10 protein-coding genes (1 of these 10 running past the window's edge) are annotated in these 18,774 nt (G+C 58.5%); all 10 read left to right on the forward strand.

Annotated elements, in window-relative coordinates; translation table 11 throughout:
- Positions 1-5,010, forward strand: the 3' end of a protein-coding gene (locus ACILSI_RS06145) for an autotransporter-associated beta strand repeat-containing protein (protein WP_395720976.1). It extends 26,814 nt beyond the left edge of the window; only the last 5,010 of its 31,824 coding nucleotides appear in the window; its start codon lies off the left edge, out of view; its stop codon occupies positions 5,008-5,010.
- Between the two features lie 135 nt (positions 5,011-5,145).
- A complete protein-coding gene (gene vccA / locus ACILSI_RS06150) occupies positions 5,146-10,275 on the forward strand; it encodes a Verru_Chthon cassette protein A (protein WP_395720977.1) in 5,130 nt (1,709 codons plus the stop codon).
- Positions 10,272-10,796, forward strand: a complete 525-nt coding sequence (gene vccB, locus ACILSI_RS06155) for a Verru_Chthon cassette protein B (RefSeq protein ID WP_395720978.1) — start codon at positions 10,272-10,274, stop codon at positions 10,794-10,796. The genes vccA and vccB overlap by 4 nt, the downstream gene beginning before the upstream one ends.
- Before the next feature lie 20 nt (positions 10,797-10,816).
- The gene (vccC, locus tag ACILSI_RS06160; protein ID WP_395720979.1) at positions 10,817-12,046 is read left to right on the forward strand and encodes a Verru_Chthon cassette protein C; all 1,230 of its coding nucleotides are present in this window, start codon (positions 10,817-10,819) and stop codon (positions 12,044-12,046) included.
- A 53-nt stretch (positions 12,047-12,099) separates the two neighbouring features.
- Positions 12,100-12,804 (forward strand): Verru_Chthon cassette protein D, encoded by a 705-nt coding sequence (gene vccD, locus ACILSI_RS06165; RefSeq protein ID WP_395720980.1) that lies wholly within the window; start codon positions 12,100-12,102, stop codon positions 12,802-12,804.
- 56 nt (positions 12,805-12,860) lie between these two features.
- The gene (gene guaB / locus ACILSI_RS06170; RefSeq protein ID WP_395720981.1) at positions 12,861-14,318 is read left to right on the forward strand and encodes an IMP dehydrogenase; all 1,458 of its coding nucleotides are present in this window, start codon (positions 12,861-12,863) and stop codon (positions 14,316-14,318) included.
- Between the two features lie 49 nt (positions 14,319-14,367).
- Entirely contained in the window at positions 14,368-15,888 is a 1,521-nt protein-coding gene (gene guaA, locus ACILSI_RS06175; protein WP_395720982.1) for a glutamine-hydrolyzing GMP synthase, read from the forward strand.
- A gap of 4 nt (positions 15,889-15,892) precedes the next feature.
- On the forward strand, positions 15,893-16,528 hold the full coding sequence (tmk, locus tag ACILSI_RS06180) for a dTMP kinase (protein WP_395720983.1): 636 nt from the start codon (positions 15,893-15,895) through the stop codon (positions 16,526-16,528).
- Positions 16,518-17,510, forward strand: a complete 993-nt coding sequence (locus tag ACILSI_RS06185; protein WP_395720984.1) for a hypothetical protein — start codon at positions 16,518-16,520, stop codon at positions 17,508-17,510. Before tmk ends, ACILSI_RS06185 begins: the two co-directional genes overlap by 11 nt.
- Before the next feature lie 56 nt (positions 17,511-17,566).
- Positions 17,567-18,364 (forward strand): nucleoside triphosphate pyrophosphohydrolase, encoded by a 798-nt coding sequence (mazG, locus tag ACILSI_RS06190; protein WP_395720985.1) that lies wholly within the window; start codon positions 17,567-17,569, stop codon positions 18,362-18,364.
- Positions 18,365-18,774 lie beyond the last annotated feature (410 nt).

The raw sequence follows: 18,774 nt of genomic DNA on the forward strand, positions 1-18,774 counted from the left end.
TCCTTCTCCGTGTCCGGCTATGCGGCAGGCACTCAACTTATCTCCTTGGCTCCCTCATTAGGGCGCGCCCTAACGGTGAACACCGCTGGTCTCACCATCGGTCAGGGTGTCACAGGTGCCGAGTTGCCTGCGGGTGTGACCATCACGGCCATCGGCAGCCTCACCAGCCTGACCTTGTCAAACGGAGCCCTCATCACCACCACAGGTGCCAATTTGTCTTTTAGCTCGGTGGGCACAAAGACCGGTTCCCAGCCTGCGACGACCACCAACGGCAGCGCCACCGTCACGATTTCTGGCGGCACAGCAGGGCTCACCATCGGTCAGAGCTTAACGGGCGCGAATTTTTCAGGCACTGTCTACGTTCGTTCTATCGTTGATGGCAACACCATCACCGTTGGTGACATCAATGGCTTCGCGATCAACGCCGGCGCCACTGGTGGCGATACCCTGACTTTTGGCTCTCCTGGGCTTTACGTTGGTTCGCGCACCGCCACAACTCAGAGCGGCGCACGGATCGTGGTGGGCAGCACCCTGGGCATGACCGTGGGGCAGACCATTGCTGGGAATGGCATCCCCGGCGGGGCCACGATCCTTCGGATCTTGGACCTCAACACAATCGAGATTTCAGCGCCTGTCTCTGTCACCGGTCAGAATAACCTCACTTATGGTGTGGGGGCTGACATTGGAGCCTCGCTGCTTTCTAGCATTACCAGTGGCAGCAACACGGTCACCGTGCCCTCCACCGCCAAACTGAGCGTTGGTCAGTTGGTCTCCGGTCCAGGCATCCCCCTGGGAGCCACTGTGGCAGCCATCCTGAGCAGCACAGAGATCCGACTGTCCGTTGCAGCCCTGCAGAGCGGTTCCAACAATCTCATGTTTGCGGGAACGGCCAGCGGCCTCGGATCTTCACGGAACTCGGTGGGTAACTTGGTGTTCAACGGTGGGGCGTTGCAGTTCAACGGCACCAATGCCAGTACGGATCGCGCTTTCACCATCAACCAGCCGGCCATTTGGGATGTAGGCAATGCCTACACCGTGCTCACTCTTGGGGGTAATTACGCGACCTCGGGAACCGAGGAGTTCTACTCCATCGTCAAGAGCGGCGAAGGTGTGCTTGAGATGCTTGGCACCTCCTTTGGCGGTTATGGGCTTGAGGCACTCGTGGCTGATGACGGCACGTTGCGTCTGCGGCCTGCCTTCAACGATCAGTATGTCCGCACGGATGTGGGTGCCTTGATCATGTCCGGTGGTACCGTCGAACTGCGCAGCGCTGCTGACAGAAGCACCACGCAGAACTTCATTGGCACGCTGCAAGTCCGTGAGGGGGCCTCGGTGCTCCGAGTGATCGGGGCGGAAAACAACACCACGTTCGTTAACCTGCAGGATGTGAGCAATCCTACCTCTGTGAACTTTGAAAAAGCTGGCACCGTGCTGTTTGACTTGCAGGGCGGCGGCCTTGCGGCGCAGATCACCTTGGCTGGCCGTGGTTTGATTGATGTGGGGGTTCTTATCCCGCGCGCTACTTTCACCAATCGGTCCGCCACCGTCCCGGGTGTCAATAATTTTGCCATCGCGGAGGCTAGCACACGGGTGATCACCTCGGCCGATGCCCTGGGGGTCCACAGTTTCCTCTCGAATCCGTCCTCATGGTCGGTGAGTGACAATGTTCACGATGGAGCGCTCGTGGAGGAGTCTTTCCGTGGCAGCACCAACTCGGGCGCGGCAGTAAACACCATTCTCTTCTACAACAATCGTTATGATGTTGCCGGCGACACATCGGTGGGCAATACGCTGGTCACCAATGTTCCTGGTATTGACCGTCTTCAAGTCGGTCAGCTTGTGCGTGGCAACGGCATCGTGGCAGGTTCTGTCATCAGTGCGATAGACACTGTGAACAACACCATCACGCTCAGTATCGCCCCCACTTCTACCGCTACTCCCGCGACGCTGTACGCATTCGACAATGCTTCGGTCAGCGGAAATTTGGTCCAAAACAGCAACACGGTGTCCAACATCAATGATCCCCGCTTGCGTGTGGGTCAGACAATCAACGGTGGCGGAATTCCTAATGGGACAACGATTACTTCCATTGACACCCTCAACAACACCATCACGCTGAGTCAGAATGCAACACTGACAAGCATCGGTGCGGCTCTTTACTCGGAATATTTGGCGGAAGTTCCGGCTTCGCTAAATTCAAGCACGGTCAGCATCACGGATATCCTGACCCTCCAGAGCGGTGCCATCCTGCAGACCACCCATGCGGGCAATCATCGCAATTCCATCGTTGGGGGCAGTCTCACCAGCGCTCTCGCCAATACGGATGGCACCAGCGCCGATCTGATCGTCCACAACTGGAATCCGCAGGCTCCTCTGTTGATCTCTTCCAGCATCGTCAACAACACCGCTCTCAATCGCGTGGTGAATCTTGTTCTGAGCGGGGATGGCACAACGGCTCTCTCTGGAACCAACACCTACACCGGAGGCACTTATGTTCAGGGCGGTGTGCTGCGCTTGGACTCCGCCGGGGCTCTTCCTGCCAACAGTCATCTGCGTCTTGATGGTGGAGTCTTGGGGCTTAACGCCGACTTGGATTCTGGAAATCCTGCTGACTTCACCCGTAACGTTGGCACCGGTGCCACCCAGGTGGACTGGACCAGCAGCGGCGGCTTTGCTGCCTATAGGGCCAACCGCACGGTTAATCTCGGCGGAAGCGCTGCCACCCTCACCTGGGGTTCAGTCGGTTTTGTGCCGGACAACACTTCATTCATCCTCGGCGCACAAGACGCGGACAAAACGGTCATCTTCGAGAATGGCATCGACTTGGGTCGTAAATCCCGCATGATTGAAGCGGTCAGCGGACGCTCTGCCACCTCTGTGGACGGTCGAATGACCGGTGTGCTCTCAGGTGATGCGGCTCGTGTGGTCAAAGGTGGAAATGGCGTGTTGGAACTGGCCGCTGTGAACACTTACTCCGGCGGCACCTCGCTGGCTCAAGGCACGCTCGTGGGTTCTGAGAGCGGTGCTTTTGGCACGGGCTTGATTGAGGTTGGCACTAGCACTGACACCCGTTCTCCAGACATGGCGCTGGCTCTTGTTCTTCAAAACGCTGGCAGCATCACCATGGCCAACGCCGTGAAGTTTGGCAGTGTCAATGAGGAGGGAATTTCAGTTCTAGCCGTCAATTCCCCTGCTGCGACGATCACCGGTGGCGTGGAACTTGACCGGTTGCAGGGGCGCAATGTCCTGCTCTCCACTACCGCCTCTACGAGCGTCGAGTTCCAAGGGGTCATCTCCGGCACCGGGGGGCTTACTGTTCTCGGCGGTGGCACTGTCAAGCTCTCCGGGGCCAACACCTATGGAACTCTTTCGGGGGCTAGCGGTTCTGCGATCAATGGCGCCACCGTGGTGCGTCATGGCACGCTCGTCGTGGCGAATAGCACGGCCCTTGGCGCTAGCGCCAACGTGATCGAACTGGGGGATACCACCTCGGTGCTCACCAATGTCGTTGATTACGTCACCACGGGCAGTTCTTTGCTGGGTGTTGAGCGTGGCACCACCTTCAGTGTTCCTGGCAATGGGGCGCTGGGCGGTTCCTTCGAAGCAACGGCGGGCGGTCTGACTTCCGGTGGCCTGGCTAACGCCGGCCCGGGCGCGTTCTACAATGTGAGCCGTGTCATTGACGGGGTCACCTTCGGCTCTGCGGACGCGGGTGCCTACTTGGTGGGTAAACGCATTCTGGTGAAGGATGAAATCGACAACCCAGAGCGCAACGGCATCTACCGTATCACCAAGATCAATGATGACCTGACCATGAACTTGGTGCGTGATGATGATTTCAGCACCCCCGCCAACATGCTCTATGGCACCCAGGTCACCGTGGCTAACAACGGCAGCACCTACGCCAACCAAACCTTCTTCATGGCGGCACCGAATGTAACCACCGTCAACGGTGACGGTGCCAACCCCGTCCATTGGATGCTGGACAAGGATAATCCTAACGTCAAGCTGCTGGTGGACAATGCGGCGGTCACGGCTGTGACCCAGGGCATTGACATCAATGCCACGAACGGATTCATCGGCACCACGACGATTGCCTCCACCAATGCGGTTGATTTCCAGGGTTCTGTGAAACTGCAGGATCTGCAGGCCAATGTGCAGGAGAGCAAGACACTCAGCATCGATTCCACCGCCATGACCGGCACTGGCATGGTTTTCAGTGGCATTATCAGTGAGGCTGACGGTGGTGGCGGTGTCACCGATGATGTTCTCTCTCTGCTCAAGATCGGAGCGGGAACAGCCACTTTGTCCGGGGCCAACACTTACTCCGGTGGCACCACCGTCCAAGCTGGCACCTTGCTGGTGAACAACATCACCGGTTCCGGCACAGGCTCAGGTTCAGTCACTGTCCAAGGCGGTGCGGTCCTCGGCGGCACTGGCATCATCGCCCCGACTCAGACGGGGGCGAACATCACAATTTACGGTGGCGACGGCCTCGACGACCCTTACAATCCCGATGGCAAATTAGTCGTGGGAAATCCCGGCAGTGCGGGGACGCTGGGAATTAACCTGCAGACTGGCAGCTCCCTGTTGCTTGCAGGCTCGCTCTTGATGGACATCTTTGCCCGTCCTGACGTGAACCCCCTGACGCAGGAGGCTGACTTGCTCGACTTTGGTCCTGCGGGCACCGTCAATCTGACCGGTTCCACGCTCAAGCTTGGCACCGTTGGGGTTTCATCCACTACTTTTGTTGCCAATGACACCTGGAAGCTGATTGACTGGTCTGGAATCACCCGGGTTGGCACTTTCAGCAATCTCACGGGTGGCAACTACATCCAGTCCAATGCTGATCTGCCCACGCTCTCCGATCTCAGCCTCTACTGGGATATCAGCAATCTCTACACCACAGGCCATATCACGGTGGCTGTGCCAGAACCAGGGCGACTTCTGCTTCTCATCATGAGTTTGCTAGCACTCGGTCTGCGTCGTCGTCGTCGTGGCTGGGCTTGATGCGTCGGATGCTTCACAGCGTGGATCTGGCGTTTGACCGTAAGGGGGGTGTGTAGTTACAAAATAAATACTCTTGCTGTTCTGTGCGCGGTTTTATATCCTCACACAAAATCGTGAAAATAACCGGATAATTTTATGAAGAACGCCCAGCTCTCAGCCAAGACAAACCAAAAGCGCCGTCAGGCCATGGCTTTGATTTTGGTGATCATCACCGTCGCCCTCCTTTCTGTTCTTATTGTGGCAATCTTTTCCGTCACCCGCACGGAGTACAAGGCCACTCAGAGCTTTGTCTCGGCCCGTTCAGCCAAGCAGTACGCGGATTTTGCCGTGGCCATCACTCAGGCGCAGTTGCAAAACGCGCAAAACACGAGTGCCACCACGCGCACGATTCATGCCACCCAGCCCGGCATGGCGCGGGTCTATGCTGCCAACGGGGATTTCATGCGTGCTCACAAGCTCTACTCAAGTTCCCAGATGGTCATCACCAGTGGCAACGAGACGGATATTTTCAGTGCCGCCCACCAAGTGCCCCAAGACTGGAACGCCACCCAGAACAAGGCGCGTTTTGTGGATCTGAACGAACCCGTGGTGCGTCCCGGCCTCGCCAGCGGCACCCAGGCGGTTTATTTCCCCATCATCGACCCTCGGGCTGCCTACACCGGCACGAATACGAAATCCGGCCAGGTAATGACGGCTGTGGAAGGTTTCTCCTATAATAAAACGACTCCTACCATCTCTGGCAGCACGGTCACCTACAACGAGGTTGTCCTGCCAACGGAGGCTGGCAGTGATCCCGATAAGCTGCGTCTTCCCATGCCGGTCGAGTGGATTTATGTGCTGCAGGACGGCACCACGGGTGCCCTCAACTCTTCCAACAAATTCATCAGTTCGGATCAAAACGGCAAAGCTCCCACCTCTGCCAATCCGATTGTCGGGCGTGTGGCTTTTTGGACCGATGACGAGTCTTGCAAAATCAACGTCAACACCGCTTCCGAACCCACCTTTGTAGCCCCTCCTTACTTCTACCATCAGCGTGATGCCAAATGGGCCAACTTCCCGGGTGCCTCCGGAGAGTATCAGCGCTACCCGGGTCATCCGGCCACTGTGGCGCTCAGCGCGGTGCTGGCACCAGGCGTCAGCCTCGACCCCCTCGCACCCAACTTGACCACCAGTGCGATTAACAACATCGTTGAAACCAAGGAACGTATCTACTCGCTCATTCCCAAGGTGGCCACTGGAGGCTCGCGTGCCGGGACGCTGCCCTTTGTCAGAGATGATTTCTCCTCCACCAATGGCGAGCTTTCTCCTGCTGTTAGTGGGGACTTGGCCACCGCGCGCAATGAAAGGCTTTTTGCCAGCGTGGATGAGATGCTGTTTCAGGACCGGGGCTTCGATTCAACCGGCCGCATGGCAGCCAGTGTCGCTCTGCCTGGCCAGAACAATAAGTTCCTCTTTGACCATGACACCCTGGAGCGCTCCCGCTTTTTCCTCACCTCCCACAGCCGGGCTCCGGAATTTACCATTTACGGCCTGCCTCGCATCGCCATGTGGCCGGTGGCAGATGAAGGCCGTGGGGATAACTACCGCACCACCTTTGACAGCATGATCGCCCTCTGTGCCACTCTCAGCCCCTCCTCCAGCGGGGGCGGCGTTCAGCACAGCTACATCTTTCGCCGTGCCCAGCCGCATCATGCCACTCATGATGTGACGGGTTCCACCAGTGATTACGGCTCCTCGCTCGGCCTGCAGCGAAACGCCAAGTTGCTGAACTATCTCTATGAACAGATGACGGGTTTGAACTTCCTCAACACCTCGTCGTTGGGAAGCGCGACCAATTTTGGCACCAAGTATGGAAAACAAGGCGGCAGTGATAACGTGGCCCAGCTAGCTGTGCAGTTCTTTGATTACATCCGCTGCACCAATCTCTACGACGGTGTCCTGGCTCGCGAAAATGACGGATCTTCCGGTTCTAATCTCAGCGGGGCCGCTCTCTATGATCGTAACGAGAATCAATTGGCAAGCCTCCGCCGCACCTACACTGACCATCGCTTTACCCGTAAGGCGTCCGGCAGCCTCAATGACGGCACCCAGACCAGGCTGGGCAGCACACTGATCACCAATGTCTCCGGGGTTTACCCAGGTCATGGCCAGGTCACGCCCGCCCGCTGGGAGAAGAACGGCACCTCCTATCAGGGTTTTGGTCGCATGTTCACCCTCTCTGAGATCGGCTTCCAGATCATCTGTACGGCCGACGGTAAGAATGATGAGCTTTACGCGGTGGACTGCGGCGGTATTAAGAGCGGCGGCGGCAGCGCCCCCAAGGCCTTGTCCACGCGCACTGCATCGCAGGGCAATGCTGCAGCCCCTGTAAACCCGCAAGATTTAATCCCACCCACTCCGCCGCCTGGAAAACTTGGTTTCCGGCGCTGGTACAGCAATTTCCCGCCGCTAAAAAATCCCCCTATTGGCCTCTACGGTACCAATCCAGCCAATCCACCCCGGCACCCCGTCAACCACCCGGGCTTTGATCCGGCCAATTGGAATACGACGCTGCTTGCGGACACCCCGCTCACGCCCACCCAGAAACGCGTGCAGGTCATGCTCATGCTGGAGACCTTCTGTCCCATGCTCGGCTGGACCAAAATGTACCCGGAGTGGGCCATTGTGCTGGACCCGAATTTCGTGCGCGCCATCACCTTGGTGGATGCTAACGGAGTCGATCAGCCACTTTTCCCAACAGTGACACCCGATAACTTGGTGGTCAAATCCAACGGAAACCTTTACGAAAGCAATGATGTTTATTCCATGGGAGGCCACGCGGGGCCGACCGCTGTCGCCGGCGGCCGTTCGGCCTTGGTCTTGGGTGTGGCCGGCGCGGCAGGAGGTGCCGACACGGATCCCTATCTCGATGGGACAGTCAATAACACCGGGTTCAGCCGAAGCACGACCCCCAACAGGTTCATTCTGAACGCCACTCAGCCCCGTGACGGTCTCAACAATTGGGGGCTGGTCAGCCAGTATATCACTGTCGACCGCACCAGGCCGTTGCAGTTGAAATTTGGCAGCCGTGATCTGAAGATTCTGATCTATGACAAGCACGCGCGTGTCGGGCAGACCGGCCAGGCGGTTCAGACCATCAATCTGTCCTTTACCAATATGACGATGCCTGTGCCTGCGCTGGTTTATGGCGGGGAAAGACGCCTCCAAGGTGATACCAACGGTGTCAATCCAAACAGCAAAGCCCCTGCCAATCGGGGGGAGATCAACCACTACTGGTTCACGGATCAGTTTGGCCGTGACACCTACCGGCGCTCTCTGCAAGCACCGCATTGGTGGTGCTTCAACCGTCTGGGTTGCATCAACCGTTGGAGTGGGCAGGTTAACCCTGGTTACACTGGCCTGCCCCTCAACGCCCCCAACCCTCCGTTGTACACCGGCACGGGGCCTCAATTGAGAACCACCTATGACGGCAACGATGATCAAGTGTGCTTAGGCCGGTTGGACACGGAGAGCCGCTTTGCCACCAAAAACGGAAACACAGTCGTCTATGACAACGGCACACGGGATGGTGTCAGCCTCTTCCCACCAGAGGCCACAATCGGCTATATGGATGAGCGTGGCATCCCCTGGACCGGCAGCGATGTGGTCCGCACCTTTGTTCCGGCCGTGGGTGACTACCGTTTGGTGGCCGCCCGCAATGTCGTGCCGCGCACTATGTGGATCAAGCATCCGGTCTGGCAGTTGGCGGAGTCGCAAAATGCCCTGGATCAGCCGCGCCGGATTCACAGTTTCACCACTCATATTGCCACCACGGAGTCTGGCGTGGTCTTGCCGACCGGCGGCATTCTGGCCAATCAGAAATTTGGTTCTCCTGCTAATCTGGTCAAAGCGACTCAGATGTTGGTGTCCGGTGGCACCCCCTATTCGGACCCGCGCATCCCCGATCTGCCGCCAGGGGACGCATGGGCCACCACCGCCAACAGTTTTGGCGACTTTGACAACGGCATCGCCAATGCGCGCGACGGCGCCTACGTCAACAAGCCGGATGAGGGGAATTTCTACGCCGGAAATTATACCAGACACAATGTGACCAAGTTTTACCGCTCCGGGTACTTCTATGAACCCTGGCATAACAGCGACGACTGGCGCAGCGGCGTGTACATGACGCCCAACCGCATGGTCTCCTCCCCTGTCATGTTTGGCTCTCTGCCCACGGGTGTCTGGAATGGCGGGAATGTGCCCACCAGTGCCCTGCTGAGCCCCGGACTTTCCACCTACACCGAGGGCAAGCCTTGGCAGACCCTCTTGTTCCGCCCTTACGCCAGTTCGCATGCTTCTATGGGCAAAGCCATTGTGCCAGGGCACCCCGGTGACTACAACCCACGGGACCACAACCTGCTCGATCTCTTCTGCATGCCTGTCGTGGAGCCCTACGCCATCAGCGAGCCACTTTCCGTCGCTGGGCGCCTCAATCTTAATTACCAGATTGTGCCCTTCACCCACATCACACGTGCCACCGGCATGCACGCACTCATGAAGGGGGAGTTCATGACCACCATTCCGCGCAATGATGATATCAACAACGCGAAAACCTACCAGACTGCCGCCAATGCAAGCATGTGGTCAAGCACCGGGGACCGTTTCTGGGATGAAAGCAACGCTACCACGCGCAAATTCTGGCACCGCCCCATCGATGTTGTCCGCACGCTTTACCAGTTCGAGCAGAAATTCCGCCACACCGCGACGGGGACCAACCACAATGCAGCGCGCTACCGCGGCCTGTTCCGAAGTGCCAGCCAGATCTGTGAGATCCACCTCATTCCAGATGTCAGCAGAGGGCCTTCAATAGGCGGTGAAAACATCAGTGGTATCAGTGGTATCAGTCTGACGACCACCGGAACGCAGTTGCAGAACACGATGGACACGTTCTGGCAGAATCACTCACCCACAGGGGACAACACCCGCGAGCGTCCCTACTCCAACCTTTACAATCGGGTCACCACTCGTAGCAACACTTTCCGTGTGCATATGCGTGCTCAAGTGCTCCGTAAAGCGCGCTCCGTGGCGGCGGACACCTTCGATCCTACGAAGGATGCCATCCTTGGAGAATACCGTGGTTCCACCCTGATTGAGAGGTTCATTGATGCGTCTGACACCTCCAAGCCCATCCCGGACTACGGAGCCTCGGCGTCCCCTCTCCAGTTGGATCCCTTGGAGAAGTTTTACAAGTTCCGCACTCTCGAAAACAAGCGCTTCAGTCCATGATTACGCAACCATTGTCACCCTCGCGTCATGCGTGTCGTTCAACCGCCGGATTTTCCCTGGTTGAAGTCGCGCTTGCCGTGGCCATCGCCAGTCTCGCTCTCATCACACTGCTTGGTCTCATGCCGCAGGGGTTGGAAATGTCTCGCAAGACCAGCGCACTGACCCTCAATAGCAATATTTTGGAGCAAATCATCCGTGATTTGGAAAACACGGAGTTTGCCCTGTTGCCGACTCAGCAGACTGGGACCGCCTCGGGAAGTGCCAATGCGGTGCCTGAAAAATCCCGTCGCTACTTTGATGATCAAGGCCAGCAACTCAAGCAAGGGGCTAACAACATAGCTTATGTCGCGGAGATCGATTTTTCAGAGCCCGCCGCGCTTCCGCTGACGGAACAGACCCAGCCCTACCTCCGCCGGGTGATCATCCGTATCGCCTCTTCAGCTAGCCCAGAATTCAAGTTTCAGGATAGCAATCGGCTTTCCTATTCTATTTTCAGCCACCTGCTCGCCAAAAGCCGCTGATCCCCCCTTCTTATATTATTATGAGTATCGGTCTTGCTGTGTTTCCGTTGCCCTCAGCCACTGGTGGCCGTCGCCTCAGATGGCATGCTGCTTTTACTCTTGTGGAGCTATTAATCTCCATGACGATTCTTGTTATTCTCATGCTCGTGGTGACCCAGGTCGTCGGCATTGTTCAACGCAACTGGGTGCGCACCAACGCCCGTGTGTCCCAGTTTCGCGAGGCGCGGGTTGCTTTTGACACGATTACCCGCAACCTCAGCCAGGCCACGTTGAACACCTACTGGGAGAGTGCGAACGACCCTTTGCGCACTGATGCTGCCGGGCAGCAGGTCTCCAAGGCCACCAAATATTTTCGCCAGTCGGAGCTTCAGTTTGTAAGCGGGCCCACTTCTCAGGTGCTCACTGCCGCGAGTGGCTCATCGAGTAACTATCCTGGTCATGCCGTGTTTTTTCAGGCGCCGCTTGGGATTACACGATTGGTGGCTCTCAGCGGGGCCGGCACAGGGACGGTGGCTAACACAGAAAACATGGTCAACCTCCTTTGCGGCAGAGGGTACTTCGTGGAATGGGGGGATGATCTCCCTTATCGGCCCAAGTTTCTGAGCGAACTTGGGAATTCAGTTCCTACTCGTAGCAGAATTCGCCTGATGGAGTACAGCCCCACCGCGGAAATGAACCGCATCTATTCCGACGGCTACCGTTTGATTGATCCAACCAATCGCACCCTTGTCACCAATTCACGGCAATGGTTTCAAGACGCTCTGACTAACATCGTCAAAGAAAATGAGACGGTTGCGAGCCGCGCTTTTACCCGGCCCATCGCCGAAAACATCCTTGCCCTGATCATATCACCCCAACAGGAAATCAACACTTCCACCGGTTCAACGGCCAGCAATGCTTACAGCATCGCCCCTCAATACCTCTATGATTCCGCTCTTGTCACCAATCCAGGCGCCACCTCCTCTGGTGGGGCTCAGGGAACACAACACATGCTTCCGCCATTGTTGAAAGTCAGCATGATTGCCATGGACCAACGTGCGGGCGAGACTCTGTCCAGTGATTCAGAACTGCGCGAGGCTGTTTTAACCGCCACTTCAGCCCTCTTTAAGCAGGCCGCCCAGTATGAGAAGGATCTTGAAGGTACGGACACTGAGCCGGGAACACTTGAGCAATTGTTGGTTGACAGAAAACTTAATTATCGCGTTTTCACCACGACCATCGCACTCAAGCAGTCGCGTTGGAGCTTCTAATGCGACCGATGCCTGTGGTTAATGACTCAAATTTACCAATCCCACGCACTTTCATGAAACGAGTCCGCAATCCCCATCTGCTCTCTCAGGCTTTTACCCTCATCGAAATGCTCGTGGTGGTGACGATCATTGTTCTGCTTCTGGCATTTTCCACGCCTGCCCTGATGCGAACTCTCGAGGCAACCCGCCTCTCCTCTGTGGGGGACTCGCTGCTTGGTGCCATCTCTGAGGCGCAGCAGATTTCATACGCGCAGAACGTTCCCACTGAATTGCGCTTTTTTAGTTATGGAGGTGACTTTGGGTCCAAACCCCAGATCCGCTCGTACCAGTTGTTCAAGGTTACTTTGACCTCGCAGGGTACCGGGGCCGCCCTTAGTTACAAAGAGACCTTGGTGCCGGTCAATAGTCTGGTTATTCTGGCCGAAGGAATTGTCATTCCCACAGATGATGAGCTTTCTCCAGCATTGTCGGGAGAGGGGCTGCCTGATCAGAAAGACGATGGCTCGGCCGGTTATTCAGGTGTCAAAGAGGCCACTTACACGGCTCTGAGATTCATGACCGACGGCACGTGCCGCAAAGCGGGGAAAGCCCAGGGCGGTTTTGCGCAGCTTGTTTTGCAGACACTGCCAACCTGCTTCTTTACAATAACTTACGACAACGGTCAGGAAATTGAAGTTTCCAACCTGCCCAAAAACTTTTTCACAATTCAAGTGGATCCCTACACCGGCAAGGCCCGCAGCTACAAGCCCGGATTTTGAATTCGTTTGCGACAAATTTCCGCATGACAGTCGCCTGATCACCGCTTGAATGGTGCATGGGTGATCTGCCTTCTCTCGCTTTAAGTTTCGACGACGTCCTTCTTCTGCCGGCGCACAGCGCTGTGCTGCCCGGAGATGTCAATGTCTCCACCAAACTCGCCTCCATCGGCCTCAATGTGCCGATCCTCTCGTCCGCCATGGACACCGTGACGGAGGCCGAGCTCGCCATCGCCCTCGCGCGTGAGGGCGGTCTCGGTGTGATCCATCGGAACATCCCCATCGACACTCAGGCCGAGCAGGTGGCCCGTGTAAAGCGCTCGGAGAACACCGTTATCCAGAATCCGCACTGCGTGACCCCGGAAACGCGTCTTGGCGAACTGCAGCGCCTCATGCATGAAAAAGGCGTCAGCGGTTTCCCCGTCATCGACGTCAGCGGCATCCTCGTCGGCATGGTCACCAGCCGTGACATGTGGTACATCGACGATGGGTCCACGCCCGTGTCCGCCATCATGACGCCGCGTGCCCGTTTGGCCACCGGCACGCCACAGACCAGTTACGAGGACGCGCTCAAAATTCTCTACACGCACCGCATCGAAAAACTTCCGCTCGTCGATGCTTCGGGCAAGCTCGCCGGCCTCATCACCAAGCAGGATGTCGTGAAGCGACAGATGTTCACTCACGCCGCCAAGGACGCCAACGGCCAGCTCCGTGTCGGCGGTGCCGTCGGCGTGGGCGATGATTGCGTGGATCGTGGTAAGGCCCTGCTTGCCGCCGGTGCCGACGCCATCTTCATCGACGCCGCCACCGGCCACACCAGCCGCGTCATGGATGTCATCTCCCGTCTCCGCGAAAACCTCGGTGCCAACGTGCCCATCGTCGCTGGCAACGTCGTCACCGCCGATGGCGCTCAAGATCTCATCAAAGCCGGCGTCTCCGCCATCAAGGTCGGCGTCGGCCCTGGCTCCATCTGCACCACGCGCATCATCTCCGGCGTCGGCATGGCCCAGTTTAGTGCCGTGCAGGAAGTCGCGGAGGTTTGTCGCCCCGCAGGCGTCACTGTCATCGCCGACGGTGGCATCCGCTACTCCGGCGACATCGTCAAAGCACTCGCTGGTGGTGCCGATCTCGTCATGCTCGGTTCTCTTCTCGCCGGCACGTCCGAAAGTCCCGGCAACATGATCAAATGGCAGGGGCGCACCTTCAAAGAATACCGTGGCATGGGCAGCCTCAAAGCCATGCGCAAAGGCGCGGGCGACCGCTACGGCCAGAATAGCTCCGGCAAACTCGTCCCCGAAGGCGTCGAAGCTCGCGTCCCCTACAAAGGCCCGCTCGCTGAAGTCGTCTTCCAGCTCATCGGCGGTCTTCGTTCTGGCATGGGCTACGTCGGTGCCAACACACTCGAAGAACTCCGCGCCAAGGCCCGCTTCGTCCGCATCACCGCCGGTGGCCTCAAAGAAAGCCACCCGCACGATGTCGTCATCACCGAAGAACCGGTGAACTACGAGCCGCATTGATTGCGAGTAGGTTCCTCATTCGTCATTCAGCCATTCGTCATTTCTTTTCATGACCGCCCAAGAAGTCGCCGTCCTCGATTACGGCTCCCAGTATTCCCAGCTCATCGTCCGTCGCGTCCGCGAGCTGGGCTTCGTCTCGCATCTATATCCGCCTGCTGAACTCGCGAAGCTCACCAATCCCGGTGCCATCATCCTTTCCGGCGGCCCGCGCAGCACCTCGGACAAAGACGCGCCGGATGTTGATTACGACAAACTCATGTCCTTCGGCGTCCCCGTGCTCGGCGTGTGCTACGGCATGCAGCTCCTCAACATCAAACACGGCGGCACCGTGAAACCCGGCGTCACCCGCGAGTATGGTCCCGCCAAACTCGTCGTTACCGACCACGAAGACCTCTTCAGCGGCATCTCGCACGAATCCCAGGTCTGGATGAGCCACAGCGACACCTGCGCGAATCTTTCCAGCACCACCAAAGTCATCGCCACGAACGAAGACGCCGTCCCCGTGGCTCTGAAATGGTCCGACCGCTGCTGGGGCATCCAGTTTCACCCCGAGGTCACGCATTCGCATGAAGGCACCGCCATCCTGAAGAACTTCCTCACCAAAAGCGGTGCCCAGCTCGCCAAGTTCGACATCCAGGAGTTCAAGGCGCAGATGATCGAGCGCATCAAAGCCGAAGTCGGCAGCCGCGAAGTCATCTGCGGCGTCTCCGGCGGCGTGGACAGCACCGTGCTCGCCGTGCTGCTCGCCCGTGCCGGCGTGAAGGTGCGCTGCATCTACATCGACACCGGTCTCATGCGCCTGAACGAAACCGCCGAGGTGAAAGCCCTCTTCGGCGAGGTCGGCGTGCCCATCGAGCAGATCGACGCCAGCGCCATCTTCCTCGGTGCGCTCAAAGGCGTCACCGATCCCGAGCAGAAGCGCCGCATCATCGGCACGCTCTTCGTCGAGGAATTCTGGAAGGTCGCCGACAACGTCGAACTGCTTGCGCAGGGCACCTTGTATCCCGACGTCATCGAAAGCGCCACCAGCGGCAGCATCGCCAGCAAAATTAAGACGCATCACAACCGCGTTGATCGCATCATGGAGCTCAAGGAGCAGGGCAAAGTGCTCGAACCGCTCGCCGAACTCTTCAAAGACGAAGTCCGCGCCCTCGGCACCAGCCTTGGCATCCCGCATCGTGCCCTGTGGCGTCATCCGTTCCCCGGCCCTGGCCTCGCCGTGCGCATTCCAGGCGAGATCACGCCCGAACGCGTTCACATCACGCAGCAGGCCGACGCCATCTTCATCGGCGAACTCCGCCGCAGCGGCTGGTATGAGCAGACCTGGCAGGCCTACGCCGCCCTGCTCCCCGTCAAAACTGTCGGCGTCAAAGGCGACGAACGCAGCTATGAGCAGGCCATTTCCCTCCGCGCCGTCATCAGCGAAGACGCCATGACCGCCGATTGGGTCGAGCTGCCCTACAGCGTCCTGCGGAATGCCTCCAATAAGATCCTCAATAGCGTCAAAGGCGTGAACCGCGTGCTGTATGACATCAGCACCAAGCCGCCTGCGAGCATCGAGTGGGAGTGATGTCATGAGCGCTGGGTTTCTTCTTTCATTTGAAGGCTCCGAAGGCTGCGGGAAATCCACGCAGATTCGACTCCTGCGTGAGCGGCTCGAAAAATCCGGCCGCAAGGTCGAAGTCCTCCGCGAGCCTGGCGGCACCGAGATCGGCGAAAGCATCCGTCATTTGCTCCAGCATGCCAAGGAAGGCCACAGCATGACCCCGGAGACCGAGTTGCTCCTCTTTGCCGCGAGTCGTGCGCAGATCGTCCGCGAAAAAATCCGCCCGCTGCTCGAAGCTGGCGTCTTCGTCATCCTTGACCGCTTCCTCGACTCCACCACCGTCTATCAGGGCATCGCCCGTGGCCTGCCGCTGGAAAGCGTCCGTTCCATCAATGCCTTCGCCATCGGCGGCACCCTGCCGCAACTCACCCTCCTGCTCGATCTCGATGTGCAGACCGCGTGGAAGCGCATCCGCGCCACCGGCCGCGAACTCGACCGCATGGAAAGCCAGCCGCCAGAGTTCTTTGAAAAAGTCCGTCAGGGTTATCTAGAAATCGCCCGTGCTGAGCCATCACGCGTGAAAATCATCGACGCTTCCGCCACGTCCGAGGTTGTTCACGAATCCATCTGGCGGCTGCTCACTGATCAAAATCATGCCGTTTAAGAGCGACCACGCCCTCAGCCTTCTCTCCCGCGCCCGCGACAACGGTCGCCTTGGGCATGCTTATCTCATCACGGGGCCGAAGGAGGCACGGCATGAGGAGTTCGCGGCCCGTGTGCTGGACTTGATGGTGGGCACTCAATTTCGCACGCTGGAGGCCTGGGAAGGGCAGGGGGCCATCGTGCTGCGACCGCAGAGCAAGTCCCGCCGCATCACCATCGGCGATGATGGCGATGATCCGGGGACGATCCGCTTTTTGGAGAAGATGATCCGCCGCACCGCCGCGCCGAACGGCTGGAAGCTCGGTGTCATCGTCGATGCGGAGCGCATGAATGTGCAGGCGCAGAACGCCTTCCTCAAAACGCTCGAAGAGCCGCCGCCGAATACGCTGCTGCTGCTGCTCACCACGCAACCGGAGCAGCTTCTGCCCACCATCCAGTCCCGCGTCATCGAGATCGGCCTCATGCCGCCCCCTGGTGCCCGTAGCTTCACTGATCACGAGTACAAACTCCTCGTGGTGCTGGAAAAACTCGCCGCCCGTGCCGCAGGCACGCTCTCTGGCGCGCTGGGGCTGAAGGCCGACTTTGAATCCATCCTCGAAGACCTGCACGAAGACCTCAAAAAGCGCCACGAGGCCGACTTTGAGCGCGAAACCGAGCACTATGGCAAAACCACCGACGGAACCTGGCTCAAGCAGCGCGAGGACCAGGTGGAGGCGCAGATCGAGGCCGAGTACATCCAGCAGCGCAGCGCCATGATGGATCTGCTGCTCTCGTGGTTCGGGGATGTGGCTCGTCAGCAGGCCGGGGCCGAAAATCTCGATCTGCCAAAGTTTCAGGCCGCCACCGCCGCTCTCGCTGCCAAATGGGACTCCGGGGAGGTCGCGAAGCGCATCCGCATTCTCCGCCAGCTCGAAAGCCACCTGCACACGAATGTGAATGAAGGTCTCGCGCTGGAGGTCAGCTTCATCCAGGCCTTTGCCTGAGTCTGAGAGGTCGAAAATTCTCGTCGCACCGGCTGCCACGCACGCTAACTGCCTGCATGGACGACATGCTCAATCATCCCGACGCCCTCACCCGCCTGCGCTACGTCGTGCATCGCCTGCGCGCACCCGGCGGCTGTCCGTGGGACATGGAGCAGACGCATGAGTCGCTGATCCCGCATGTCATTGAGGAGGCCTACGAGGTGGCCGAGGCCATCCGTGGCGGCGATCCCGCGCAGATTTGCGATGAACTCGGCGACATCCTGCTGCAGCCCGTGCTGCACGCCGAGATCGCCAGCGAGACCGGGGCTTTTGATCTCGACCAGATGGCGCATGGACTCACCGAGAAGCTCATCCGTCGTCATCCGCATGTGTTTGGAGAGGCCAGCGCCGCCACCTCGGACGCGGTGCTCTCGCAGTGGGACGCCATCAAGCGCGTCGAAAAAGGCACGCAGCACGAAGGCATGCTGCACGGAGTAGGCAGCGGCCTCCCGGCGCTGATGCGAGGTCAAAAGCTGCAAAAGAAGGCCGCTCGTGTCGGCTTCGACTGGCCGGACGCCGCGCCCGTCTTCGATAAAATCCGCGAGGAGACCGCCGAGTTGGAGGAAGCCGTGCAATCCGGCGACAAGGCCCACATTGAGGAAGAAATCGGCGATCTGTTCTTCAGCGTCGTCAATCTCGCCCGCAAGCTCGGCATCGAGTCCGAGTCCGCGCTCGCCGCCGCCAACGACAAGTTCGTCCGGCGCTTCCACGCGATGGAAACCCTCCTGCGCGATCAGGGCAAGGAGTTCGGTAAGCTCTCGCTTGCCGAGATGGACGAGGCGTGGGATGCGGTGAAGCGGGCGGCGGCTTCTTAACCCCAATGCGGTTAAACAAAGTTGAGTGATGCGGTGAGCGGAGAGAAGGCCAAAGAGCCTTCCGCATCACAGCGAAGGGGTACCGAGCCTCGGCGAGAGCTCCCCTGGAAACGCAGGCCGCACGCCACGATCCTCTGGGGAGAACTCCAACGGTGTTCTGTATCTGCGGGTCGTGGGAGACAGGTGAGCGTTCAAAGATACGGAACCGCGTTGCGGTTCAGCGCAAAGGCTATCATGCGTCTTGTCTATCCCAGGGTTCTGCGAACCTTGGGCTATGATGCGCAAGCCCGTTGGCCTTGCTTGGGTTTCTGATCCATGCGTAAACCTGCGTGTTTTCTTCGTTGTCTGCAAAGGGAATCGCGGGTGCATGCGCATGGTTTCGCAAGTTGATGAGCTTGAGTTGTCATGTT

The sequence above is a fragment of the Prosthecobacter sp. genome, assembly GCF_044232965.1.
GTDB lineage: Bacteria > Verrucomicrobiota > Verrucomicrobiia > Verrucomicrobiales > Verrucomicrobiaceae > Prosthecobacter.